This is a genomic window from Actinacidiphila sp. bgisy145 (genome assembly GCF_057708125.1).
Genome location: NZ_JBYIRL010000047.1, coordinates 35,003 through 58,168 on the forward strand (window position 1 = coordinate 35,003; position 23,166 = coordinate 58,168).

Sequence of the window (23,166 nt, forward strand, 5' to 3'; positions counted from 1 at the left end):
ACCGGACGGTAAAGGGGCGCTCTTTTCGGTTACCTCGGACTTTGCGGTGATCTGGGCGTTCCAGGGTTCTCCAGGTGCCTACTGCGGCTTTGGCCGGAGAAGGTCCTGGTCTGGTCGTCCGAATGCGGTCGGGGCATGATTTCCGCTGTGCAGGGGGACGAGAAGGGAAGCGGGAGCGTGTCGTACGCGCTGACCGAGACCGAACACGGCCATGTCTGGGGCGTCTGTGCCGAGGTGGAGGGGCTGTTCGCGGAATGCCGGCGCGGGACGTATGAGTTGTTCGGGTGGGTTCCGGAGCGATCCGGCGTGTTCGGGTGGGTCGGCAGCAGGGTGTGGCTGGTGCCGGCGGACGAGGCATACGATGCCTGGCTGCTGGAGGACGCGGAGAGTCCGGGGCAGCGCGTCGGGGCGGACAGTCTGGTGCTTACCGGCCTGAATGACTACGAAGGCCCGCCCGAGGGGTACAGGGGGCGCGTTCGCGTGCACGACGGGCATCGCTGGCTGGGCTCCTGCCGGGAGTTCACCCGCATCATGTCCCCCGAGCAGATACCTGCCCCAATGGTCCTGCGGGGGCTCGCGCCGAGTGATCGGCTCAGGGCGGCACTGGCGAAGGGCACCCGGCGGGCGCTGGATCTGGAGGAGGCCGCGCTGGAGATCCGGGACGGCCGAGGCGAGCTGCTCACCGATCGGCTGCTGTGGGCCACGGTCAGCGCCTGGCGCCCATCCTCTTGTGCAGCGGACCTGATCGACCTTGAGCTTGACGGAGGCAGCTTCGCACCGGTCCCCGAATATGCTCGGCCGATCTGGGAGAGGTGGCTCGCTGGACCACCGGCCGTCGTGAACACCTGGGCCGGCCTCGACACCCGCCGCCGCGGGGCCTGGCATGACCTTGTCCGCGAGCGGGCCTGCCTGCGATCCCACCGTGGCCGGTCGGCCGGCCACGCCTACGAACTCGACGGCCGGTACATCACCGACGAACCGGCTCTCTATCTGGCGCTCGGGGAAGCGGTCAACGGACCCGGCGGTTACTTCGGCGGCTGCCTCGCCGCCCTCGACGATTGTCTGCGCGGCACTTTCGGCTACACCGCCCCCGCCACCTTGCTCTGGCGAGACGCCGCGACCGCGCGCGAGCACCTGTCCCACGCCCTGACGCCGGAGGGTCAGCCCTACGACTTGTTCACCGCAGTTCTTGAAACCCTGGCCGAGGGCGGCATGGACGTCACCTTGGCATGATCCGCTGTCCGATCCCTGTAACGCTCTTTCTGCACAGGCAGTCCAGTTGGCGAACCGTGCAAACCGGAGCGCTCCGCTCCACCTGAAATGGCTTGTCCCAAGGCTGCTTGTCGACCAGGATCACCTCATGACAACCAGAAAGGCCCGTGCCTTCTAGGCACCCCGCTCCGCTCTCCACCGCTCGCGCACCGCCGTCGCCGCATCGCAGTGCTCGTTGGCAGTGACCGATCGCCCCCAGGAGAGTCCATCGTGCAGAAGACCGCCCTCGTTCCCTACGCCCAGCTGCCCCATGCGCACCACGACCGCCACGTCTTGACCAGTACCGTCGACGTTTTCGGCGCCGCCCACTGGCTGCTTGCCGAACGCGTTCCGCAGCCTGGCGGCGATGGCCTGCCCTTTGACGCGCTGGTCGTTTCCGTCGATCCGGACGGCAGCGCCGAACTCACCGAGCTGAGCGCCGTGCGGGCCCGCTGGCCGCATCTGGACCGCCTGCCCGACGGCGGGTTCGTCGTCGCCGCGTCTCGTGCCCGCCGATACGAGGACGCGAACCAGGTCCAGGTCTTCGACGCACTCGGCCGTGAGACCTCGTCCTTCTCCGTCGGGGACGCCATCGAGCACCTGCTCGTGGACGAGGCCGGCCGTATCTGGGTCGGGCACTTCGACGAGAACCCGGTGGGAATCCGCAGCTGGAGCGCCACCGGCCGACTCGGTTGGACATCGGACGACGCCCGCATCCCCGGCCTCTTCGACTGCTACGCCCTGAATGTGTCGGGCACCACCGCCTGGGCGTGCCCGTACACGGACTTCCCGCTTGTCGAGATACGACCCGACCGCACCTATGGGCCTGTGAGGGTGTGGGCGAACCGCGTACGGGGTGCCAAAGCGGTGGCAGTCCACGGTGAGCGGGTCGCCTTCTACGGCGGCTACGGCGACGGGCGGGACCAACTCGCGCACGGAGAGATCATGGAAACATCCGTCGAGACAACGGACATCTGCCTGCTCACCCTGCCCGATGGCTCCGCCCCGGGCCGTCGCCGGGTTGTCGGCCGAGGAAGCAGGATCTACGTCCAGGCCGAGCCGTTCACCACCTGGGGGGTGTTCGACCTCAGCAGCTGATCTTGGCATGGCAGGGAGGGACGTGCCGCCGTCCTTTGACGTCAGTGGCGTGTGGTGAGATGGCCGGACTATGTGGTCTGTCGTGAACGACTCCGATCGAGTGCAATGGCACTACACCCCCTTCAAGAACGTGGGCCCGCTCCGCTTCGGCATGAGCCACGAGGAATCCGGCGGGCTGGCCTGCGTAGTCATCGACGCACTGTGCGGACCACTCGTCTCGATGGACGGGATGCAGTTGGTCGGTCGGGTGCCTTCCGAGCTGACGGACCAGTTCCACGATTATCAGGAGGGTCGTGGCATGAGTCCCATGATCTCTGTCGAGGGTGATGCCGCGTCGGACGAACTCGGGATCATGGTGCGTGTGCAACGAGTCGGCGACATCCGGCTGTCACGACCGGTCTTCGCACGATTCGACGGCTGGGCTCACACTGTGCATGACTGCGTCCCAAGGGACGAGTGGGCTGTCCGCTGACGGTGCCGCGACTTCAAGCGCGCGCCGGCACGGCGCTGGGTCAGTGACGCCCCTGTATGCCCTGACTGCATGCTTCATGAGTAGAGCAGGACACGTTTGCGGAGGAGGGCGAAGCCGGCTCGGCCGAACATCTGACGCTTGAGCACCTTAAAAGTTACGTGGAATCTGTCCGGGGTGATCATTTCTCCTCGGCGCAACCACGGACTTGGGAGATGGCTTGAGTGGCACGATGGTGCTGACGGAGAGGTGGCCGGTGCTGGGCCGGCCTGAGCAGGCGGCGGTGTGGCGGCAGATATGGACTGTTCTCGGGCGGGTGCCGAGGACGATCGACGCATACGCCCACAGGCTGGCCGAGTACCCGGTGATGTGCGAGCGGGAGGACGTCGACCGCCCGACACCACGCGAACTGGACATCCCGGCGACAGCCCGCCTTCTGCCGCTCGTCGACGTCCGACAGGGCGGGACAGGCCCCGCACCGCGCTGATACCGGAGTGCGCACAGACCCGGGAGAGTGTCACAGTCACTGCCGTGACCTTGATGAACGTGCTCGTCGACTTCGCCCGGACCGGCCGGATCGGACCCCTGAACTGCGGAATGCTCCTGGCCGAGGCTGAGGACCTTCTCGGCCCGGGGCGCCCGCACCCTGCCCACATCATGAAGGGACCCGATATCGACGGCTACCCCTACTCCTGGAACGGGCTGCAGCTGGTGGTGACGCAGCGCGCCGTCAGCGGAATCTGGATCAACCTCTGGCCTGGTGCGACCGCCAAACTCCCGCCGCTCGTCCTGCCTGATTCCAAGTCATTCGAGGCCACCGTGCTCCAGGAGGAACTGATTGCGGCCCTCGACACAGCAGGCTGCCACCACGAGGTCAACCCCGTCCTCACCTTCGACGAGCAGTCGAGCATCCTCACCCAGCCCGCTGAGGTCTGCGCTGTCTTCAGCCTGCCTGGTCGGGACAACCACGTTCCGCACCGCGATCGGCACTACCTCGACGTGATGCACAAGCACACGGCTTGACATCGCTGATTCCACAGAATGATTCTGTTGACGTGGCCTTCGACGACGCCGGAGCTCCGGCGCAGGGTGAGGCCGGCGATGACGGCATTGCGGTCGCGGTCGATGCCTGCGGCGAGGGCGTGGGGGCCGGGAAGGTCGTCTCGCCGGACGGTGTCGAGCCACTGCGGCAGCCGTTCGCCCCGGTGCTCGGTGAGCACCTGGCCGAAGGAGCGGACGTGGCCGGTGAGAGCGTCGAGTTCGGGGCAGTGGACCAGAACGGCCTTGATCCGAAGGCGCTCGCTTTCGGTGAGGGTCTCCGGCCGTAGACGCGAACCCGCTGGTAGTTGCCCTGGTAGCCGAGCGGCATGATCGCCTCCCATTCCTTCCAGGCGTTCGTGCGGCTCTGGTTCCAGCGGTCATCCAGAGGTAGGGCTTGAACGCGTCGAGCTTGGACGGCCGGCCCTGCCACTGCCCATGGAAGAGGTCTTCCGGGGTGGCGGCGTCGGCGAGGCGCTTGACGGTGCCCCCTCGGCCAGGGCGATCCAGAGGGGGCTTTGAACTTCTGCGGCTCTGGGTCAGCCTGGGCCGGACCCGGCGCAAGGGCCCTCAGGCATTCGCGGTGGTCTGCGACGCACCGTTCCGCAGCCTCGCTCAGGTTGCGCCAAAGAGGCGCCGGTCCGCGACCTGCACCGCTTGTGGTGCCCCGGCCGGGAAAAATCCCGCGCATTTATGCGCGCGGGTCGGGAACTCCGCCGGGATGGCCGGAGTTGTCTTGGTACGGGCCGGTCGCGCACCGGCCCGGCCAGCGGCTCCGACCGGGCGCCCCCGTCCCGGTCGGAGCTTCGAAGGTCGTCCGCGGTCCGCCGGCCCCCTCCTCCGGGGGACCGCGGACGGCGCACGCCGCAGCGGCGGTCGCCCGCCGCACCGGTCACTTCACGCCGAACGCCTGCTGGAGCGGGTCGATCGCGAAGTAGGCGAGGAAGAAGACCGACACGCCCCACACCAGCGGGTGCACCTCGCGCACCTTGCCCAGCGCCGTCTTGAGCACCACGTAGGACAGGAAGCCCGCGCCGATGCCGTTGGTGATGCTGTAGGTGAAGGGCATCACCGCGATGGTGAGGAACGCCGGGATCGCGGTGTCGTACGAGGTCCAGTCGATCGACCGGACCTGCGCCATCAGCAGGAAGCCCACCGCGACCAGCGCGGGTGCGGCCGCCTGCGAGGGCACCACCCCGGCCAGCGGCGACAGGAAGAGCGCCAGCGCGAACAGCGCGCCGGTCACCACGCTCGCCAGCCCCGTACGGGCGCCCTCGCCGACGCCCGCCGCGGACTCCACGTAGGCGGTGTTGGAGGAGGACGAGGCGACCCCGCCCGCGACGGCGGCCGCTCCGTCGATGAACAGCACCCGGCCGATGTTCGGCACCCGGCCCCGTTCGTCGAGCAGCCCCGCCTCGCTGGAGATGCCCATGATGGTGCCCATGGCGTCGAAGAAGTCCGACAGCACCAGCGTGAACACCGACAGCAGGCAGGTCACCACGCCCGCGTCGCGGAACCCGCCGAACAGGCTGAAGTGGCCCACCAGTCCGAAGTCCGGGGTGGCGACGGCCTTGTGCGGCATCTTCGGCGGGTTCAGGCCCCAGGCCGCGTCCGGGATGTCCGCGACCTTGTTGACCACGAGCGCCACCACGGTCATCACCACGATGCTGATCAGGATCGCGCCGCGCATCCGCCGGGCCACCAGCGAGATGGTGAGCAGCACCCCGACGCAGAAGACCAGCACCGGCCAGCCGGTCAGGGTGCCGGAACCGCCGAGCTGCACCGGGGTGGTGTTGTCCGCGGCGTCCGGGATGCGGGTGACGAACCCGGCGTCGACCAGGCCGATGAAGCAGATGAACATGCCGATGCCGACCGCGATCGCCTTCTTGATCGCGTCGGGGATGGCGTCCATGATCGCCTGCCGCAGCCCGGTGAGCACCAGCACGCAGATCAGCAGGCCCTCCAGGACCACCAGGCCCATCGCGTCCGGCCAGCTCATCTTCGGCGCCAACTGGTAGGCGACCACGGCGTTCAGGCCGAGCCCGGTGGCGATGGCCAGCGGCAGGTTGCCGCCGACGCCCATGATCACCGTCATCACCGCGGCCACCAGCGCGGTCACGGTCAGCACCTGGGCCGAGGAGAGGTGGTGGCCGTACTTGTCCAGCACCGGGTGCTGGGTGCCGCCGGCCAGGATGATCGGGTTGAGCACCAGGATGTAGGCCATCGCGAAGAAGGTCGCGAACCCGCCCCGTATCTCCCGGCCGGGCGTGGAGCCCCGCTGCGCTATCCGGAACCACCGCTCCAGCAGCGCGCCGCCTCCCGGGGGCGGCGCGGGGGCGGGCTTCACGGCGTCGTCGGCGACGGAACCGGGCATGGTGCTCCTTGGGAGTTGTCCGAAGTCGGTTGCGGGGCACACGGATTGTGCCCCCGCGCGGCGCCGCGCGGGTTTCCCCGGCGTTACCCCGTATCACCGTCGGGTTTCGGACATGCTCAGGTCAACACTTGTGCCGCGGGCCCGCACCTGTGCCGCGCGGACGACCGCCCCCCGGGGACCCCTACAGCCCGCCGGCCACCCGCAGCACCGCGCCCGTGGTGTACGACGCGTCCGGCGACATCAGCCACGCCACCGCCCCGGCCACCTCCTCCGGCTGCCCGGGGCGCCGCATCGGGATGCGGTCGCCGCTGCGCCAGGGCCGCTCCGGGTCGCCCATCGCCGCGTGGATACCGGTCACGATCATGCCGGGCTGCACGGAGTTGACCCGTACGCCCTCCTCGGCCAACTCCTTCGACAGCCCGAGCGTCATGGTGTCGACCGCCGCCTTGCTCGCCGCGTAGTGGACGTACTCGCCCGGGCTGCCCAGGCTCGCCCCGCCCGAGGAGATGTTCACGATCGAGCCGCCGCTGCCGCCGTACCGGGTGGACATCTCCTGCGCCGCCCGGCGGGCGCAGATCAGCGCGCCCATCACGTTGACGTCCACCACCCGCCGCATCACCTCCACCGGGGTCTGCGCGAAGCGGCCGAGCGGGCCGGTGATCCCGGCGTTGTTCACCAGGCCGGTGACCGGGCCGAGCGTGTCGCGCGCCGCGGTGAACAGCGCGTCGACCTGCTGCTCGTCGCTGGTGTCGACCTGGTGCGCCAGGCAGGTCCCGCCGGCCTCGCGGACCTGCCGGGCCACGTCCTCAGCCGCGTCCCGCGCCCGCTCGTAGCCGATCACGACCCGGTGGCCGGCCGCCGCCAGCCGCAGCACCACCGCCGCCCCGATGCCCCGGCTGCCGCCGGTGACCACGCTGACCTGCTCCATCGCGCCGCTCCTCGTCCCCTCGCACTGCCTGCCGACGCCATTGCAGCACACCGCCAACAGTGCGTGAACGCCGCATGTATCCGCCCCCGCCGGGCCTGCGCCCGTTCGAGGATTGGTCTTGACCAAGTTCGCGACGCGCCTCTATCGTCCTAGTAGTGCAAGGACCTTTAATAAAGACTGGTTCGGAAACAAGGCTTCACAAGAAGTGACGTCGGCCGGTCCGGCAGCGGACGGGCGCACGGCGGTATCAGAGCGACACGGCGACATGACGGCGATTGCGAGGACAGGGTGGGGACCACGCAGCTCGAAGCGGTGCAGGAGCCGAAGTACTGGCACCTCAAGACGGTGCTGAACGACGCCCTGGACTCGGAGTTCGAGGTCGGCGAGATCCTGCCGAACGAGCGGGACCTCGCCGCGCGCTTCGGCGTCGCGCGCGCCACGCTCCGCCAGGCGCTCGAACAACTGGAGCTGGAGGGGCGGTTGCAGCGCCGCCGCGGTGTCGGCACCACCGTCGCCCCGCCCCGGATCGGCGTGTCCGTCGGCCCGTCGGCCAACGTGTGGCCCGGCGCCGTGCGCGACGCCTGGCACACCGTGGGCTGCGTCGAGGCCGCCGCCCCCGCCGCGGTCGCCGCGCTGCTCGGCACCGGCCGCGAGGAGGCCGTGCACACCGTGCGCCGCGAGCGCGTCATCCAGGGCCAGGCGGTCGCCACCGAACTGCTCTACGTGCCGAACGCGTCGGTGCCGGGCCTGTCCGCGATGCTCACCCCCGCCGAGCACGGCCCCGCGGTGCTGCGCGAACTGCACGCCATGGAGCTGGAGGGCGAGGACCGCTCCGTCGAGCTGGGCTCGGCCCGCGCGGAGGACGCCCGGCAGCTCGACCGGCTGCCCGGCGCGCCCGTCCTGGTGCTCACCACCCGCTACTACGCGCAGGGCCGCGTCGCGGCCGCCTCCGTGGCGACCTACCGCGCCGACACCTGCCGGCTCACCTTCGGCGACTCCGGTGCGCTGGAGGTGCTGCACCAGGAGCCCGGCAGCAGCCGCGAGGCGTCCTGACCCACCGCGCGGGCGCACGGCGCCCGCTGCCGTACGGACCGACACCGCCGGCCCGCTCCCGTATCCCTACAGGCGCGGGCCGTCGGCGTCTGTGAGCGCCTGTCAGCGTTTGTCGGCGGGTCCCTTCGAGCAGCCGCCCGCCGAAGGGCTCAGTGCCGCGGCAGCGACGTCTGCTCGACCGCGAACAACTGCTCCTCCACGTGGTCCAGCGCCAGCCGCAGCGCCCCCGTGGCGATCGCCTCCTGGCCCAGCGCCGACAGCACCACGTTCGGCGGCCGCAGGCAGTAGCGGGCCAACTCCGCCCGCAGCGGCTCCAGTACGCCGTCCAGGCCGGCCGCCCAGCCGCCGACCACCACCAGCTCCGGGTCGATCGCCAGCACCAGCGCGGCCACGTCGTGCACCAGCCGCCGCAGGAACCGGTCCACCGCGTCCTTCGCCTGCACGTCGCCCTCGCGGGCCAGCGCGAACACCCGCTCCACAGCGGGCTCGTCCAGCGGGTGCAGCGGGGTCCCCGTGGTCGACAGCAGGTGCTCCGGGGTCACCTCGCGCCCCAGCAGGTGCAGCGCGCCGATCTCCCCGGCGGCGCCGCCGAAACCGCGGTGCAGCCGCCCCCCGATCAGCGAACCGGCACCCGGGCTCAGCCCGGCGAGCACGAACACCACGTCGTCCGTGCCGACCGCCGCACCCTTCCAGTGCTCGGCGACCGCCGCCACGTTCGCGTCGTTCTCCACCAGCACCGGGCAGCGGAAGGAGCGTTGCAGCCGCTCGCCGAGCGGCAGCCCGGTCCAGCCCGGCAGCGCGGTGCCGAGCCGCACCTCGCCGCCCGCCTCCACGATGCCCGGGCTGCCCACGCCCACCGCCCACAGGGTGCTGCGCGCCACGCCCGCCCGGCGCAGCAGGTCGGCGACGGTGGCGCGGACCCGGTCGATCCGGTCGTCGGCGCCGGCCGCCTCCGCCACGTCGTGGCCGAGCGTGTCGAGCACCTGGCCGCTGAGGTCGGAGAGCACCGCCCGCACCTGGTGCGCGCCGATCTCGATGCCCAGCAGGTGGCCCGCCTCGGCGTGGAAGCGGAACCGGCGGGCCGGGCGGCCCTGCTTGCGGGTGTCACCCGGCTCGGGGGAGACCTCGACCACCAGGCCGGTCTCGGTCAGCCCCTCGATGACGCCCTCGACCGTCGGCCGGGACAGCCCGGTGCTGTGCACCAGCTCGGTGAGGGTGGGGGTCTGCGCGCCGCGCAGGGCGTGGAGGACGACCGCGGAGTTGATCCGCCTGAGCAGCGACGGGTCCCCACCGGTGAGGCGCTCCAAGGTGTGTCCTCCCAGCCTGTACCTGTGTGGCGGATCGTACCCGCCGCGGCGCCGCGCGGCGAGTGCCGCCGCCGCCCCGCCGCCCGCCGTGCCCCCCGCGGCGCCGACCCGCCGTCCGGCGAAGTTACCAGGCGCAAGGCGCCCGGGTGACCGCCGCCGTCACAACTGGGAGCCGCCGCCGTCCACCGGGAACTCCGCGCCGGTGGTGAAGGTGGCGTCGAAGGCGAGGAAGGCGACCGCCCGGGCCACCTCGTCCGGGGTGCCCACCCGCAGCATCGGCAGCTGCGCGGCCATCTGCGCCCTGGTCTGCTCGGCGGCCTCTACGGGCATCGACTTCTCCAGGATGCCCGAGTCGATCGGACCGGGGCTGACCGCATTGACGCGGACCTTGCGCGGCAGCAGTTCGCGGGCCAGGCTGCGGGTCATGGAGCGCAGCGCCGCCTTGCTCGCCGCGTAGGCGCTCAGCGTCGGCATCCCGAGCACGTTGACCACCGAGGTGGTGAGCACCACGCCGCTGCCCTCGGCCAGCAGCGGGGCGAGCTTCTGCACGGTGAAGTACGGCCCCTTGGCGTTGACGGTCATCAGCTGGTCGTACAGCTCCTCGCCGGTCGCCTCGAAGGGCGCGAAGCCGTTGATGCCGGCGTTGGCGAACAGGGCGTCCACGCTGCCCAGTTCGGCCTTCACCCGGTCGGCCAGCGCCTCCAGGTCCGGCAGGCAGGAGGCGTCGCCGCGCACCGCGACCGCCCGGTCGCCGAGCTGCGCGCGGGCCGCGTCCAGCGCGTCCCGGCCGCGCCCGGTGATCAGGACGCGGGCGCCCCCGTCCACGAAGAGCCGGGCGGTGGCCAGGCCCAGGCCCGTGCTGCCTCCGGTGATCACGACGTTCTTGCCTGTGTACTTGCCCATGGCGGACACCCTCGGTTCAGGAGTGGGTTGCTGGTCGACGTCCCCCGGGCAGCGGCCTCGGCGGGACTGACACGAGTCAACCTCCGCCCGGACGGGGGCGTCCAAGACCTGTTTCGCACCACGTCATACGCGATCCGCATCACGAGTACGCTGGCGGAATGACCGATGCCACCGAGCCCGCAGCGGCGCCCGGCCCGCAGGCGGCCGGCCCCGACCCGGACCTCGACCTGCGGCTGGTCCGGTACTTCACCGTCGTCGCCGAGCACCTGCACTACGCCCGCGCCGCGCAGGAACTGCACATCGCCCAGCCCTCGCTCAGCCGCCAGATCCAGCGGCTGGAAGAAACCCTCGGAGTGCGGCTGCTGGACCGCACCACCCAGGGCAGCGCCCTCACCGCGGCCGGGGCGGCCTTCCTGCCGCAGGCGCAGGCCCTCCTGCAAGCCGCAGGGCAGGCCACCCGCGCCGCCCGCGCGGCAGGGCCGCAGCACACCGTCACCGTCGGATACGTCGAGGACCTCGTCGTCACCGCCGCGGTACGGGAGGTGCGCCGCCGCCACCCGCGGGCCCACGTCCGCACCCGGCACCTGGACTGGGACGAGACCCGCGCCCTGCCCGAGCGCAAGGTCGACGTGCTCGTCGCCCGCACCCCGCTGCCCATCCCGGACGACGGCTTGCGCGTCAGCGTGCTCTACGACGAGCCGCGGGCGCTGCTGGTGCCCGCGGACCACCGCCTGGCCGGGAAGGAGTCGGTCGGCCCGGACGACTTCGCCGGCGAACCCCTCGTCGCCTGCGCGGGCATGGCCGCGGCCTGGACTGGCTTCTGGCGGCTCGACCCCCACCCCGACGGCACCCGGGCCCCGCTCGGCCCGCTGCTCGCCGAGACCTTCGAGGACAAGCTCGAAGGCGTCGCGGACGGCCGCTCGGTGGCCCTGGTGCCCGCCTACGACCGGCGCTGCGCCGAACGCGACGACCTCGCGGTGGTGCCCGTGGACGGCATCGAGCCGTGCCAGGTCGTTGTGGCCGCCCGCGCGGACGACCGCAGCCCGCTCGTCGCGGACTTCGTGGACGCCGCGCGCCGCCTGCTCACACCGCCGGTGGGCGCGCGCCCTTGACGCCGCCCGGGTGCACGCCGCCCGGCGGCGAGCCCGGGGCGCCGGGGAAGGCGGCCGCGTGCAGCCGGGCGAACTCCGCGGCCAGCGCCGCCGGCGGCCAGTGCGCGTTGAGCCCGCTGGGGCTCGGCAGCACCCACACGCGGGTCGCGCCCAGCGTGCGCTGCTGCGGGCCGACGGCGGCGTGCCGGTCGGCGAACGCCACCCGGTAGGCGCTCACCCCCAGCACCGCCAGCCACCGCGGCTCGTACCGGGCGACCTTCGCCGCCAGCCGCGCACCGCCGGCCACCAGCTCCGCCGCGGCCAGCTCGTCGGCGCGCGCGGTCGCCCGCCCGGCCAGGTTCGTCAGCCCGAAGCCGAGCGCGAGCGCGCCGTGCTGCTCGGCGGGCGCGTACCGGCGCGGGGTGAAGCCCGAGGCGTGCAGCGCCGGCCAGAACCGGTTGCCCGGCCGGGCGAAGTGCTCGCCCCGGTACGCCGACAGCAGCCCGGGGTTGATCCCGCAGAACAGCACCCGCAGCCCCGGCCCGACGATGTCGGGCAGCTCGCGGGTGCGGGCCTGCGCCTCCTCCTCCGGGGTCAGAGGATCGCCCCGGGCCGGTAGGCGGCCGCCTGCGGGTGGGCCTTGACGACCTCCTCGACGCGGCGCGCGACCTGCGCGACCTGGTCGGCCGCGGCGCCGGTGAACGACAGCCGGTCGGCCATCAGCGCGTCCAGCGCCGCCCGGTCCAGCGGGATGCGGGGGTCGGCGGCGAGCCGGTCCAGCAGTTCGTTGCGCTCGGTGCCCTGCTCGCGCATCGCCAGCGCCGACGCCACCGCGTTCTCCTTGATCGCCTCGTGGGCGGCCTCGCGGCCCACCCCGGCCCGCACCGCGCCCATCAGGACCTTCGTGGTGGCCAGGAACGGCAGGTAGCGGTCGAGTTCGCGCGCCACCACGGCCGGGAACACCCCGAACTCGTCCAGCACCGTCAAGAACGTCTCCAGCAGCCCGTCGAACGCGAAGAACGCGTCCGGCAGCGCGACCCGGCGCACCACCGAGCAGGACACGTCGCCCTCGTTCCACTGGTCGCCGGCCAGCTCCCCGGTCATCGAGGCGTAGCCGCGCAGCACCACCATCAGGCCGTTGACCCGCTCGCAGGAACGGGTGTTCATCTTGTGCGGCATCGCCGAGGAGCCGACCTGGCCGGGCTTGAACCCCTCGGTGACCAGTTCGTGCCCGGCCATCAGCCGGATCGTCTTCGCCAGCGACGAGGGCGCCGCCGCCAGCTGCACCAGCGCGGTCACCGCCTCGTAGTCCAGCGAGCGCGGGTAGACCTGGCCGACGGAGCCGAACACCTGCGAGAAGCCCAGGTGCCCGGCGACCCGGCGCTCCAGCTCGGCGAGCTTGCCGCTGTCCCCGCCGAGCAGGTCCAGCATGTCCTGGGCGGTGCCGACCGGGCCCTTGACGCCGCGCAGCGGGTAGCGGGACAGCAGCTCCTCCACCCGCCCGAACGCCACCAGCAGCTCGTCGGCGGCGGTCGCGAACCGCTTGCCCAGCGTGGTCGCCTGCGCCGCGACGTTGTGCGAGCGGCCGGCCATCACCAGCTCGCCGTACTGCGCGGCGAGCTGCCCGAGCCGGGCCAGCACCGCGACCGTGCGGTCCCGGGCGTGCTCCAGGGACAGCCGGATCTGCAACTGCTCGACGTTCTCGGTCAAGTCGCGCGAGGTCATGCCCTTGTGCACCTGCTCGTGCCCGGCGAGCGCGTTGAACTCCTCGATCCGGGCCTTCACATCGTGCCGGGTGACCTGCTCGCGGCGCGCGATCGACTCCAGGTCGACCTGCTCCAGCACCCGTTCGTAGTCCTCGATGGCGCCGGCCGGCACCTCGACGCCCAGATCGGCCTGGGCGCGCAGCACCGCCAGCCACAGCCGGCGCTCCAGCACCACCTTCTGCTCGGGCGACCACAAGGCGGCCAGCTCCGTCGAGGCATAGCGACCGGCGAGGACATTCGGGATACGCGGCTTGGCTGTCACGTGGGCTGATTCTACTGGTCGCGAGCGGTGCCCCGGACGCTCAGACGTCGGCGCCCGGCACCGCGTCCGGCGCAGCGCCGGGCAGCGCCCCCGGCCCCGTACGCGGCTCCTTACCCAGCGCCGCCCCCGGCAGCGGCACCTCGTACGGCAGCAGCTGCGCCCGCTTGGGGTCGCGGCCGTCGCCGCTGGAGCGGCCGGTCAGGCGGCGGCCGATCCAGGGCAGCAGATGCGTGCGGGTGAAGCGCGCGTCCGACAGCCGGCGGGCGGCCCACCCGGCGCGCACCGCCGGCGGCAGCGGGCGGGTCCAGTCGCTCTGCGCGGGCAGGCCGAGCGCCTGCCAGACCGCCTCCGCGACCCGCTCGTGGCCCTGCGCGGTCAGGTGCAGCCGGTCCTCCGCCCACATCCGGTCGTCGCCCAGCACGTGCGCCCCGTACAGGTCGACCACGGCCGCGCCGTGCTCGGCCGCCAGCGCCTCCACGAAGTCGAACAGCTCCAGCATCCGCGGCAGGAACCTCGTGGCGACCGGGCCGCGCCGGATCGGGCTGCGCATCAGCACCAGGCGGTCGCAGGCCGGCGCGAGGCGCCGCACACAGCTCTCCAGCACCGCGCACACCGCCGGCACGTCGCAGCCCGGCCGCAGGACGTCGTTGAGCCCGCCGACCAGCGTGATCACGTCCGGGCGCATCGCGGCCGCCGCGTCCACCTGCTCGTCGGAGATCTGCCGGATCAGCTTGCCGCGCACCGCGAGGTTCGCGTAGCGCACCCCCGGGCCGCCCGCCTCCCGGGAGGCCGCGGCGAGCCGTGCCGCGAGCAGGTCCGCCCACCCGCGGTAGGAACCGTCGGGCAGCAGGTCCGACATGCCCTCGGTGAAGGAGTCCCCGACGGCGACGAGGCTGGAGAAGGTGGCTGGCGTCTGCATGGCGACAAGATCCTACCGGCGCGTACGGCGGTGCGGGACCGCGGTCGCGGGCCGGCGCCGCCGGTGCCCCTCGGCAAGCGCCGCCGCTCTCACCTGGCCAGGTACGCGGCCGCGCCCGCCGCCCCCGCCGCCGCGCTGCCGCCGACCACGGCGGCCGCCACGCACCGCCGCTTCAGCAGCAGATAGCGCCCGGTGTACTCCGCGCGCAGTTCCGCGGCGCGGTCGGCGATGCGGTGCAGCGTCTCCTGGGAGAGCAGCAACCGGTCGGCGACGTAGGCCCGTTCGACCTCCTCGCGCTCCGCCGTGGTCAGCCACGGCAGATGGCCGGCGAAGCGGCCCGCCGCGCGGTGGGCCTGGGCCACCTCCGCGTTCCACAGCAGATAGCCCTCGAGCCGTTCGAGCCCGGAGTACCCGCTCGCTTCCGTCTGGTCGTTCCTGTCCGTGCGCACGAGCGCTCCCGTCCGGTGGTCGGGCCGTTGGGCGGCTACTGCTGCTTGTCGCCCGGCGCCACGGTCAGTGACTCGTCGGGCCGGTTGGTGAGCTCGTCCAGGTGCGCGATGTCCGGGTGGTGCAGGTCGAACGCCGGGGACTCGGAGCGGATACGCGGCAGCGTCACGAAGTTGTGCCGCGGCGGCGGGCAGGAGGTCGCCCACTCCAGCGAACGGCCGTACCCCCAGGGGTCGTCCACGTCGACCTTCTTGCCGTACTTCGCCGTCTTCCAGACGTTGTAGAGGAACGGCAGCATCGACAGGCCGAGCAGGAAGGAGCTGATCGTGGAGACCGTGTTGAGGGTGGTGAAGCCGTCGGCGGCCAGGTAGTCCGCGTAGCGGCGCGGCATGCCGATCACCCCCAGCCAGTGCTGGACGAGGAAGGTGCCGTGGAAGCCGAAGAACAGCGTCCAGAAGGTGATCTTTCCCAGCCGCTCGTCAAGCATCTTGCCGGTCATCTTCGGCCACCAGAAGTGGAAGCCGGCGAACATCGAGAAGACCACCGTGCCGAAGACGACGTAGTGGAAGTGCGCGACCACGAAGTACGAGTCCGAGACGTGGAAGTCCAGCGGCGGCGCCGCCAGGATCACCCCGGTCAGCCCGCCGAACAGGAAGGTGATCAGGAAGCCGATGGACCACAGCATCGGCGTCTCGAAGCTCAGCGAGCCCTTCCACATGGTGCCGATCCAGTTGAAGAACTTCACCCCGGTCGGCACCGCGATCAGGAACGTCATGAAGGAGAAGAACGGCAGCAGCACCGCCCCGGTGACGTACATGTGGTGCGCCCACACCGTCACGGAAAGGCCCGCGATGGAGATGGTCGCCGCGATCAGCCCGAGGTAGCCGAAGATCGGTTTGCGGGAGAACACCGGGATCACCTCGCTGACGATCCCGAAGAACGGCAGCGCGATGATGTACACCTCGGGATGGCCGAAGAACCAGAACAGGTGCTGCCACAGGATCGCGCCGCCGTTGGCCGCATCGAAGACGTGCGCGCCGAATTTCCGGTCCGCCTCCAGGCACAGCAGCGCCGCCGCGAGCACCGGGAAGGCGAACAGGACCAGCAGCGAGGTGAGCAGCACGTTCCAGGTGAAGATCGGCATCCGGAAGATCGTCATTCCCGGCGCCCGCATGCCGATGATCGTGGTGATGAAGTTGACCGCGCCGACGATCGTGCCGAACCCCGACAGCGCCAGCCCCATGGCCCACATGTCGCCGCCGACGCCGGGGGAGTTGATCGCGTTGGACAGCGGCGAGTACGCGAACCAGCCGAAGTCCGCCGCGCCCTGCGGGGTGAGGAAACCGCCCACCGCGATCAGCGAACCGAACAGGTAGAGCCAGTACGCGAGCATGTTCAGCCGCGGGAACGCCACGTCGGGCGCGCCGATCTGCAACGGCATGATCCAGTTGGTGAAGCCGGAGAACAGCGGCGTGGCGAACATCAGCAGCATCACGGTGCCGTGCATCGTGAACGCCTGGTTGTACTGCTCCTCCGACAGGATCTGGATCCCCGGGCGGGCCAGCTCGGCCCGCATCAGCAGCGCCATCACCCCGCCGATCAGGAAGAACGCGAACGACGTCACCAGGTACAGCGTGCCGATCGTCTTGTGGTCGGTGGTCGTCATCCAGCTCACGACAACGCTGCCCGGGCGTCTGCGCCGGGCCGGGACCTCGTCGGCGTACTCCTCGTCGGCCCCGACCGGCTCCATGGTGCTGCCCGCCGCCACGTCATCACTCCCTGAGATGGACCTGAAAGAACACGGAACGGGCCCGCACGAAGCCCCGCGGACCCGGCGGCGCCAAAGAGCGGCGCCCGCCCGCGACCCGGCCGTAGGCGAAGCATGGCAACGGCCGCGGCGGGCGCAGAAGCGGCCGCGCCGACAGGTCAGCCGGGTTGATCAATAGTCGGCTAGGGCGAAAAGCCCGTTAGTCGGGTAGAAGCAGGAGCGGGTGGAGCGGGTGGGCGGGAAACGGGGGAGGCGGTGCGGTCAGGGCCGGCCCCGGCCGACCAGCTCCTTGAGGACGTCCGCCATCGTCACCAGGCCGACCCCGCGCCCGCCGGCGTCCACGACCGCCGCCAGGTGCGCACGCGCGGCCCGCATCGCGGTGAGCGCGTCGTCGAGCGGCGTGGCGGCCGCGAGCCGGGGGATTCGGCGCAGCGCCGACCGCGGCAGCGGCTCGTCGCGCTCCTCGGCGTCCAGGGCGTCCTTGACGTGGAGGTAGCCCAGCACCCGCCCGTCGTCGTCGGCGACCGGGAAACGGGACAGGCCCGTTCGGGCGCCCAGCGCCTCCAACTCCTCCGCGGTGACCCCCAGCCGGACCCGTACCACCTGCTCCGCCGGCAGGACGACCTCGCCGACCGGCCGCCGGCCCAGCTCCAGCGCGTCCCGCAGCCGCTCGGCGGCCCGCTCGTCCAGCAGCCCGGCCGCCCCCGCGTCCACCACCATCCGCGACAGCTCCTCGTCGGAGAAGACCGCGGCGATCTCGTTGCGCGGCTCCACCCGCACCAGGTGCAGTCCGGCGTTGGCCAGCGCGTTGATCGCGAAGATCAGCGGGCGCAGCGCCCGGGTCAGGGCGACCAGCGGCGGCCCCAGCAGCAGCGCGGAGCGCACCGGGTCGGCCAGCGCGACGTTCTTCGGCACCATCTCGCCGAAGAGCATGTGCAGATAGGTCGCCACCGCCAGCGCGATCACGAACGACACCGGGTGCACCGCGCCGTCCGGCACGTGCGCCGCGTGGAACAGCGGCTCCAACAGGTGCGTGATCGCCGGCTCGGCCACGATGCCCAGCACCAGGGTGCAGGCGGTGACGCCCAGCTGGGCGGCGGCCAGCAGCGGCGAGACGTGCTCCAGGCCCCACAGCACCCGCCGCGCCCGGCGGTCGCCCTCCTCGGCGCGCGGCTCGACCTGGTCGCGGCGCACCGAGATCAGGGAGAACTCGGCGCCGACGAAGTAGGCGTTCGCCACGATGGTGAGCAGGCCCACCACCAGCTGGACGGCGGTCACCGGGCCGGCCCGCCCGGGTCGTCCTCCGGTGCGCTCGGCGGGGAGACCAGCCGGGTGCGGGCCGCCCGCCGCCCGCTCGCGTCGGTCACCTCGATCCGCCAGCCGTCCACCTCGACGGTGTCGCCGCGCCGCGGAATCCGCCCGAGCCGGTGCGCGACCAGACCGGCGAGCGTCTCGTACGGGCCGTCCGGCGCGTGCAGCCCGATCCGCTCCAGCCGGTCCTCGGTGCGGGCAGCGCCGTCCGCGTCATAGGTACGGCGGCCGAGCGGGTCCTCGCGCAGCAGGCGCAGCTCGGGCGCCTCGAACGGGTCGTGCTCGTCGCGCACCTCGCCGACGACCTCCTCCACGATGTCCTCCAGCGTCGCGACGCCCGCGGTGCCGCCGTACTCGTCGATCACCACCGCCATCGAGCGGCGGCTGCTGAACCGGTCGAGCAGCCGGTCCACGGCGAGGGAGTGCGGCACCAGCAGCGGTTCGCGCAGCAGGTCGGTCACCGGCACCCGGGCCCTGCGCTCGCCCGGTACGGCCAGCACGTCCTTGATGTGCACGGTGCCGACGACCGTGTCGAGGGTGCCGCGGTAGACCGGGAAGCGGGACAGGCCGGTGGCGCGGGTGGCGTTCGCGACGTCCTCGGCGGTGGCGCGCGCCTCCAGCGCGGTGACCTGGACCCGGGGGGTCATCACGTTCTGCGCGGTCAGGTCGGCCAGGCCGATGGTGCGGACGAACAGCTCCGCGGTGTCCTGCTCCAGCGCGCCCGCCTTCGCCGAGTGCCGGGCCAGCGCGCGCAGCTCCTGCGGGCCGCGCGCCGAGGCCAGCTCCTCGGCCGGCTCCAGGCCGAAGCGGCGCAGCACCCGGTTCGCGGTGTTGTTCAGGTGCCGGATCAGCGGGCCGAACGCGGTGCTGAACGCCCGCTGCGGGCCCGCCACCGTCTTCACCACCTCCAGCGGGCGCGAGATCGCCCAGTTCTTCGGGATCAGCTCGCCGATGACCATCAGCGCCACCGTCGACAACGCCGTGCCCAGCACCAGGGCGAGGGACGCCGCGGCCGACGCCGGCAGGCCCGCCGCCCGCAGCGGGCCGCGCAGCAGCTTCGCCACCGACGACTCGGCGAGCATCCCGATCACCAGGCCCGTCACGGTGATCCCGAGCTGCGCGCCCGACAGCTGCACCGTCAGCGACCGCACCGCCGCCAGCGCCGTCCCCGCCCCGCGCTCCCCGCCCGCCGCTGCCCGCTCCAGCTCCCCCCGCTCCACCGTCGTCAACGAGAACTCCGCCGCGACGAACCCCCCGCACACGAACGTCAGCAGCACCGCCACCGCCACCAGCACCGTCTCCGTCATCCCACCACCTCGCCCCCATGATCACCCCCACCCCCACCCCTCCGCACCCCCGCCGCCCCGGGAAACGGCCGAGCAATCTGCCGAGCGAATGGGGGCGCGGGCAACTGCGCGGCCAGCCGTCCACCGGGGTCGGGTCCGGGTTTCACAGGACGGGGCACCCCGGGCGGCAGGGTGGGCCGGGGGAAGGGCTAGCGCAACCGTTTGGTCCACCTCCGCCACCGCTCCTCCGGAAGATACCCACTCGCACGCCAGGCGTACTGAGCCCGCTCGTTGGCGACGAGGACCATCGCGTCACCGCGCCGCCCCCCGACCGAAAGGAACCGCTCCTCCGCGGCGGCCAGGAGCGCCCGGGCAACCCCCTGCCTGCGGGCGTCCGGGTGAACGGCCAGCCGGTACAGGTGGCACCGCCACCCGTCGAACCCGGCGATGACCGAGCCGACCAGCACCCCGTCCCGCTCGGCGAGCAGCAGCGCCTCCGGGTCGCGCGTGACGAGCCCGACCACCCCCGCCTCGTCGTCGCTGATGCTGGTCCCCTCCGCGGCGACCCGCCAGAACGCCAGCACCGCGCTAGCGTCGGCCGCGCCGGCCGGCCGTATCCGAAGATCGTTCATCCCCCCACCCAAGCAGCCGCACCCCCGTGAGCCCCCACCATTTCCGCCATGCGAGACGCGGCACCGGCCCAGCGCGGTCTTGCCGCTACTAGCGCCCCGGCGCTAGCGTGGACGCATGGCGAAAACCCAGTTGAATGTGCGGGTGGACGAAGCCACCGCGGAGACGGCGCGGGAACGCGCCTCGCAGCGCGGCATCAGCGTGAACCGCTACATCGAGGAGCTCGTCCGCCAGGACGAGGGGGAGAAGGGCCGGGCGTTCGTCGAGGCCGCGGCCGACTTCATGAAGCGCTACGAAGCCGTCTTCGACGAGGAGTTCGACGCCGCCCCCCGCACCGGGGAAGGCGCCCGTTGACCCTGCGGATCGACCTCGCGTGGCTGCTGATGGTCGCCGAGCACAACACACCGGGGGACCCGCAGGTCACCGACTGGGGCGCGCTGGTGGCCGCCGTGAGCCGGCACGGCGCCGAGATATTCGGCCGCCCCGTGTACGACGACGAGCACCTGCGGGCCGCCGCGCTCCTCCAACTGCTGATGCACATCCCGGCCCTGGAACGCTCCAACGCGCTGTTCGCCACCGCCGTCGCCTACGCCTACCTCGTCGCGGAGGGGCTGAAGGTCACCACGTCACCCGAACGCGTCCGCGACCTGGCCCGCCTGATCAAGGACGGCGGGGTCGGCGTGGAAGGCATCGCGGCCGAACTGCGCGCCTGGACGCGCTGACGCCACCCGCACCGTACCCGGACCGTACCGCCGTAGCCGTAGCCGTAGCCGTAGCCGTAGCCCTGCGTACCCCTACCCCTGCGCGACCGGCTGCAGCGGGCCGTACACCCGCGCGAAGGCGGCCTGGTCCCAGACCCCGCCGAGCTGCGGGGCGAGCCAGTCGCGCGCCGCGGTGCGGAAGTCTGCCGGGGACAGGGCCGCCGCGCCCTGCGGCAGTGCCCCGAGCAGCGGCGCGCCCGCCGACTCCGGCAGGTCCGCGACGTTGCAGCGCTCGGCCAGCCCCGGTTCGGCCGCCCAGCTGCCGATGATCACCCCGAGGCAGCTCACCCGGCGGGCCCGCAGCGCCTCCGCGGTGAGCGCCGTCGCGTTCAGGGTGCCCAGCGCCGCCGGCGCGACCAGCAGCACACCCGCGTGCATCAGCGCCGCCGCGTCCGCGAGCGTGGAGCCCTGCTCGTCGTAGCGGACCAGCAGGCCCCCGGCGCCCTCCACCAGCACCACGTCATGGACGGCGGACAGCTTCGCCGCGGCCTCCGCGATCTCCGCCGGGGTGATCGGGGCCCGGCCCGAGCGGCGCGCCGCCGTCGCGGGCGCCAGCGGCTCCGGGTAGCGCGCCAGCTCCACCGCCGTCACCTCGCCGGCCAGCCGCGCCACCTCCGCGGCGTCCCCCGGCTCACCCTCCGCGACGCCGGTCTGCGCCGGCTTGAGCACCGCCACGCTCAGCCCCTGCGCCAGGGTCGCGGCCGCGACCGCGGCCGTCGCCACCGTCTTGCCCACCTCGGTGCCGGTCCCGGTCACCACAACGATCGCCATGCCTGCAACTCCCCTCGGAAAGCCCCAGCATGCACGCCCACCCCCCGCCCCGCACAAACCGGGGTCTCCCGTCGGCGTCGGCCGCGGGCGGCCGCCGGACCGGTCGCGGCCGCGCTCCGGACCGTTGATTTTCCGTCAACTTGCCGGGCCGGCCCGTCCTCGGGCGTTATCTCACCGGTTTTTAAGGTCCCTTTCATTCTTCTTGACCAGAGTCCCCAGGGTCCCCTCCCCAACGAGACGCCTCACACGTCCCAAGGGCGCCCAAGGGCTCCCAAGGACTCCCAACGATAAGGAGCGGTCAATGGCCGACAGCGAGAACGCCCCGACCGAAGGCACCCAGGTGCACGCCGACAGCCGGCGAGGGTTCATGCGCAGGGCGTTCGCCGCCGGCGGTGTGGCGGCCTTCGCCACCATGGGGGCCACGGCCGCGAAGGCGTTCGCGGACGACGCGACGCCCACCGCCACCCCGACGGACAGCCCGACCGCCACGCCCACCGCGACCGGCGCCCCGGGAGGCCCCGGCGCGGGCGGCGGGGGCGTCGGCAACCAGACGATCACCGAGGACTTCTTCGGCCTGACCACCGACGGCAGCCTCGTCCGGGACCTGTTCACCGTCCACTCCCAGCACGTCGCCACCGCCCCGGTGATCGCCGCGGCGGAGAAGTTCCTCGCCGCCCTCACCGACGACCAGAAGTCCGCCACGCAGTTCGGCATCCACTCCACCGAGTGGCGGCTGTGGAGCAACCTCGACCCGGGCGGGTTCAAGCGGCAGGGCGTCTCGCTGGCCGACCTGACAGACGACCAGAACGCCCTGGGCACCGCCCTGCTGCGGGCGGCGCTGAGCGCGGACGGCCTGGAGACCACGGAGAACATCCGCCGGATCAACCTGGCCGCGGGCACCCTGGTCGGCAACAGCGACACCTTCAACGACGTGCTCTACTACTGGACGGTGATGGGCACGCCCTCGGCGACCGAGCCGTGGGGCTTCCAGTTCGACGGGCACCACCTGGTCGTCAACTACTTCGTCCTCGGGGACCAGGTGGTGATGAGCCCCTGCTTCTGGGGCACCGAGCCGACCTCGCTGGAGATCGACGGCGAGACTGTCAGCGTCTGCACCCAGGAGCTCGAGGCGAGCCTGGCGTTCGCCCAGTCGCTGACCGCGGCGCAGCAGAAGGTCGCCGTCATCTCGTCCAGCAAGGCGGACGAGGACATGAAAGCGGGCGCCTTCGCGGACAACGCCGTCGAGGCGTACGCCGGCATCCGGGCGACCGAACTGACCCCCGCGCAGCAGGAGAAGCTCCTCGCGGTGGTCGAGGTCTTCGTCGCACGCGGCAAGGCGGACCTCGCGAAGGCGAAGATGGCCGAGATCCGCGGCCACCTCGCCGACACCCGGGCCGCCTGGATCGGCGGCACGGGCGACGATGACCCGTTCTACCTGCGCGTGCACAGCCCCGTGCTGTGGATCGAGGTCGACTGCCAGGCCGCGGGCCCGCTCGGCGGCGCCTACGGCAAGACCCGTGCCGACGGCCCCACCCAGCAGCACGTCCACTCCGTGGTCCGCACGCCGAACGGCAACGACTACGGCCGCGATCTGCTGCGCCAGCACTACCTGACCTCGCCCCACCACCAGTAGCCCCGCCGCCGGTTACCCCGCCGCCCGGCCGCCGCTGCGGTGCCGCACACCGGAGCGGCGGCCGGGCGGTCAGGCGGGCGGTGAGGCTGGCGGTCAGGCG

General features: G+C 72.3%; 24 protein-coding genes. 11 read left to right on the forward strand and 13 right to left on the reverse strand.

From position 1 onward, the window contains the following. Positions 1–135: 135 nt before the first annotated feature. The 6 genes from AC3ERT_RS31500 (at position 136) to AC3ERT_RS31525 (ending at position 4,146) form a co-directional block, all read left to right on the forward strand. Positions 136–1,233 (forward strand): barstar family protein, encoded by a 1,098-nt coding sequence (locus AC3ERT_RS31500; RefSeq protein ID WP_435178246.1) that lies wholly within the window; start codon positions 136–138, stop codon positions 1,231–1,233. A 249-nt stretch (positions 1,234–1,482) separates the two neighbouring features. Next, positions 1,483–2,349, forward strand: a complete 867-nt coding sequence (locus AC3ERT_RS31505) for a hypothetical protein (protein WP_435178248.1) — start codon at positions 1,483–1,485, stop codon at positions 2,347–2,349. An 82-nt stretch (positions 2,350–2,431) separates the two neighbouring features. After that, positions 2,432–2,821 (forward strand): hypothetical protein, encoded by a 390-nt coding sequence (locus tag AC3ERT_RS31510; protein WP_435178250.1) that lies wholly within the window; start codon positions 2,432–2,434, stop codon positions 2,819–2,821. 217 nt (positions 2,822–3,038) lie between these two features. Next, positions 3,039–3,305 (forward strand): hypothetical protein, encoded by a 267-nt coding sequence (locus tag AC3ERT_RS31515; RefSeq protein ID WP_435130719.1) that lies wholly within the window; start codon positions 3,039–3,041, stop codon positions 3,303–3,305. Positions 3,306–3,349: 44 nt separating this feature from the next. Continuing rightward, the gene (locus AC3ERT_RS31520) at positions 3,350–3,841 is read left to right on the forward strand and encodes a hypothetical protein (protein ID WP_435130718.1); all 492 of its coding nucleotides are present in this window, start codon (positions 3,350–3,352) and stop codon (positions 3,839–3,841) included. Between the two features lie 32 nt (positions 3,842–3,873). Next, complete coding sequence (locus tag AC3ERT_RS31525; RefSeq protein ID WP_435130717.1) at positions 3,874–4,146, forward strand: hypothetical protein; 273 nt, start codon at positions 3,874–3,876, stop codon at positions 4,144–4,146. 602 nt (positions 4,147–4,748) lie between these two features. On the opposite strand, the gene AC3ERT_RS31530 is transcribed toward AC3ERT_RS31525, so the two are convergent. Then, positions 4,749–6,230 (reverse strand): NCS2 family permease, encoded by a 1,482-nt coding sequence (locus AC3ERT_RS31530; protein ID WP_335972375.1) that lies wholly within the window; start codon positions 6,228–6,230, stop codon positions 4,749–4,751. A 181-nt stretch (positions 6,231–6,411) separates the two neighbouring features. Next, positions 6,412–7,158 (reverse strand): SDR family oxidoreductase, encoded by a 747-nt coding sequence (locus AC3ERT_RS31535; RefSeq protein WP_435130716.1) that lies wholly within the window; start codon positions 7,156–7,158, stop codon positions 6,412–6,414. A gap of 288 nt (positions 7,159–7,446) precedes the next feature. Between AC3ERT_RS31535 and AC3ERT_RS31540 the strand changes: the two genes are divergently transcribed. Next, entirely contained in the window at positions 7,447–8,211 is a 765-nt protein-coding gene (locus AC3ERT_RS31540; RefSeq protein WP_335972373.1) for a GntR family transcriptional regulator, read from the forward strand. 149 nt (positions 8,212–8,360) lie between these two features. Here AC3ERT_RS31540 and AC3ERT_RS31545 read toward each other — a convergent pair whose 3' ends face one another. Then, on the reverse strand, positions 8,361–9,518 hold the full coding sequence (locus AC3ERT_RS31545; RefSeq protein WP_335972372.1) for an ROK family protein: 1,158 nt from the start codon (positions 9,516–9,518) through the stop codon (positions 8,361–8,363). Positions 9,519–9,677: 159 nt separating this feature from the next. Continuing rightward, positions 9,678–10,421 carry an SDR family oxidoreductase gene (locus AC3ERT_RS31550; RefSeq protein ID WP_435130715.1) on the reverse strand — a complete coding sequence of 248 codons (744 nt, stop codon included), beginning with the start codon at positions 10,419–10,421 and terminating at the stop codon, positions 9,678–9,680. A 158-nt stretch (positions 10,422–10,579) separates the two neighbouring features. Here AC3ERT_RS31550 and AC3ERT_RS31555 point away from each other — a divergent pair, with 158 nt between their 5' ends. Continuing rightward, positions 10,580–11,533: a LysR family transcriptional regulator gene (locus AC3ERT_RS31555; RefSeq protein ID WP_435130714.1), complete on the forward strand. Its 954-nt coding sequence runs from the start codon at positions 10,580–10,582 to the stop codon at positions 11,531–11,533. Here AC3ERT_RS31555 and mug read toward each other — a convergent pair. The 8 genes from mug to AC3ERT_RS31595 all read right to left on the reverse strand — a co-directional run bounded on the left by mug (position 11,505) and on the right by AC3ERT_RS31595 (position 19,903). Next, positions 11,505–12,110, reverse strand: coding sequence for a G/U mismatch-specific DNA glycosylase (gene mug, locus AC3ERT_RS31560; protein ID WP_435130759.1), 606 nt, complete (start codon positions 12,108–12,110; stop codon positions 11,505–11,507). The two genes, AC3ERT_RS31555 and mug, sit on opposite strands and share 29 nt — an antisense overlap. After that, positions 12,107–13,540 (reverse strand): adenylosuccinate lyase, encoded by a 1,434-nt coding sequence (gene purB, locus AC3ERT_RS31565; protein ID WP_435178252.1) that lies wholly within the window; start codon positions 13,538–13,540, stop codon positions 12,107–12,109. The genes mug and purB overlap by 4 nt, the downstream gene beginning before the upstream one ends. Positions 13,541–13,580: 40 nt before the next feature. After that, a complete protein-coding gene (locus tag AC3ERT_RS31570) occupies positions 13,581–14,459 on the reverse strand; it encodes an SGNH/GDSL hydrolase family protein (protein ID WP_435130712.1) in 879 nt (292 codons plus the stop codon). A gap of 89 nt (positions 14,460–14,548) precedes the next feature. Beyond that, positions 14,549–14,908: a hypothetical protein gene (locus AC3ERT_RS31575; protein ID WP_435130711.1), complete on the reverse strand. Its 360-nt coding sequence runs from the start codon at positions 14,906–14,908 to the stop codon at positions 14,549–14,551. A 35-nt stretch (positions 14,909–14,943) separates the two neighbouring features. Next, a complete protein-coding gene (gene ctaD, locus AC3ERT_RS31580; RefSeq protein ID WP_335973015.1) occupies positions 14,944–16,656 on the reverse strand; it encodes an aa3-type cytochrome oxidase subunit I in 1,713 nt (570 codons plus the stop codon). 279 nt (positions 16,657–16,935) lie between these two features. Continuing rightward, the gene (locus tag AC3ERT_RS31585; protein ID WP_435130710.1) at positions 16,936–17,952 is read right to left on the reverse strand and encodes a hemolysin family protein; all 1,017 of its coding nucleotides are present in this window, start codon (positions 17,950–17,952) and stop codon (positions 16,936–16,938) included. Beyond that, complete coding sequence (locus AC3ERT_RS31590) at positions 17,949–19,292, reverse strand: hemolysin family protein (RefSeq protein WP_435130709.1); 1,344 nt, start codon at positions 19,290–19,292, stop codon at positions 17,949–17,951. Before AC3ERT_RS31590 ends, AC3ERT_RS31585 begins: the two co-directional genes overlap by 4 nt. A gap of 188 nt (positions 19,293–19,480) precedes the next feature. Next, complete coding sequence (locus tag AC3ERT_RS31595) at positions 19,481–19,903, reverse strand: GNAT family N-acetyltransferase (protein ID WP_435130708.1); 423 nt, start codon at positions 19,901–19,903, stop codon at positions 19,481–19,483. A gap of 115 nt (positions 19,904–20,018) precedes the next feature. On the opposite strand from AC3ERT_RS31595, the gene AC3ERT_RS31600 reads away from it, so the two are divergent. Together AC3ERT_RS31600 and AC3ERT_RS31605 are read left to right on the forward strand one after the other, a co-directional pair. Continuing rightward, positions 20,019–20,255 carry an antitoxin gene (locus AC3ERT_RS31600; protein WP_335972363.1) on the forward strand — a complete coding sequence of 79 codons (237 nt, stop codon included), beginning with the start codon at positions 20,019–20,021 and terminating at the stop codon, positions 20,253–20,255. Further along, positions 20,252–20,623: a fic family toxin-antitoxin system, toxin component gene (locus tag AC3ERT_RS31605; protein ID WP_335972362.1), complete on the forward strand. Its 372-nt coding sequence runs from the start codon at positions 20,252–20,254 to the stop codon at positions 20,621–20,623. Before AC3ERT_RS31600 ends, AC3ERT_RS31605 begins: the two co-directional genes overlap by 4 nt. Before the next feature lie 72 nt (positions 20,624–20,695). On the opposite strand, the gene bioD is transcribed toward AC3ERT_RS31605, so the two are convergent. Next, positions 20,696–21,433: a dethiobiotin synthase gene (gene bioD, locus AC3ERT_RS31610; protein ID WP_435178254.1), complete on the reverse strand. Its 738-nt coding sequence runs from the start codon at positions 21,431–21,433 to the stop codon at positions 20,696–20,698. A gap of 301 nt (positions 21,434–21,734) precedes the next feature. On the opposite strand from bioD, the gene AC3ERT_RS31615 reads away from it, so the two are divergent. Continuing rightward, positions 21,735–23,066: a DUF3500 domain-containing protein gene (locus AC3ERT_RS31615; RefSeq protein ID WP_435130706.1), complete on the forward strand. Its 1,332-nt coding sequence runs from the start codon at positions 21,735–21,737 to the stop codon at positions 23,064–23,066. The last annotated feature ends 100 nt before the right edge of the window (positions 23,067–23,166 follow it).

What these genes read in the sequence shown, in the direction of transcription:
- AC3ERT_RS31500 (WP_435178246.1), top strand. Translation starts at nt 136, where the DNA reads ATGATTTCCGCTGTGCAGGGGGACGAGAAGGGAAGCGGGAGCGTGTCG.
- AC3ERT_RS31530 (WP_335972375.1), bottom strand. Translation starts at nt 6,230, where the DNA reads ATGCCCGGTTCCGTCGCCGACGACGCCGTGAAGCCCGCCCCCGCGCCG.
- AC3ERT_RS31535 (WP_435130716.1), bottom strand. Translation starts at nt 7,158, where the DNA reads ATGGAGCAGGTCAGCGTGGTCACCGGCGGCAGCCGGGGCATCGGGGCG.
- AC3ERT_RS31550 (WP_435130715.1), bottom strand. Translation starts at nt 10,421, where the DNA reads ATGGGCAAGTACACAGGCAAGAACGTCGTGATCACCGGAGGCAGCACG.
- AC3ERT_RS31555 (WP_435130714.1), top strand. Translation starts at nt 10,580, where the DNA reads ATGACCGATGCCACCGAGCCCGCAGCGGCGCCCGGCCCGCAGGCGGCC.
- AC3ERT_RS31570 (WP_435130712.1), bottom strand. Translation starts at nt 14,459, where the DNA reads ATGCAGACGCCAGCCACCTTCTCCAGCCTCGTCGCCGTCGGGGACTCC.
- ctaD (WP_335973015.1), bottom strand. Translation starts at nt 16,656, where the DNA reads ATGGAGCCGGTCGGGGCCGACGAGGAGTACGCCGACGAGGTCCCGGCC.
- AC3ERT_RS31590 (WP_435130709.1), bottom strand. Translation starts at nt 19,292, where the DNA reads ATGACGGAGACGGTGCTGGTGGCGGTGGCGGTGCTGCTGACGTTCGTG.
- AC3ERT_RS31595 (WP_435130708.1), bottom strand. Translation starts at nt 19,903, where the DNA reads ATGAACGATCTTCGGATACGGCCGGCCGGCGCGGCCGACGCTAGCGCG.
- AC3ERT_RS31600 (WP_335972363.1), top strand. Translation starts at nt 20,019, where the DNA reads ATGGCGAAAACCCAGTTGAATGTGCGGGTGGACGAAGCCACCGCGGAG.
- bioD (WP_435178254.1), bottom strand. Translation starts at nt 21,433, where the DNA reads ATGGCGATCGTTGTGGTGACCGGGACCGGCACCGAGGTGGGCAAGACG.
- AC3ERT_RS31615 (WP_435130706.1), top strand. Translation starts at nt 21,735, where the DNA reads ATGGCCGACAGCGAGAACGCCCCGACCGAAGGCACCCAGGTGCACGCC.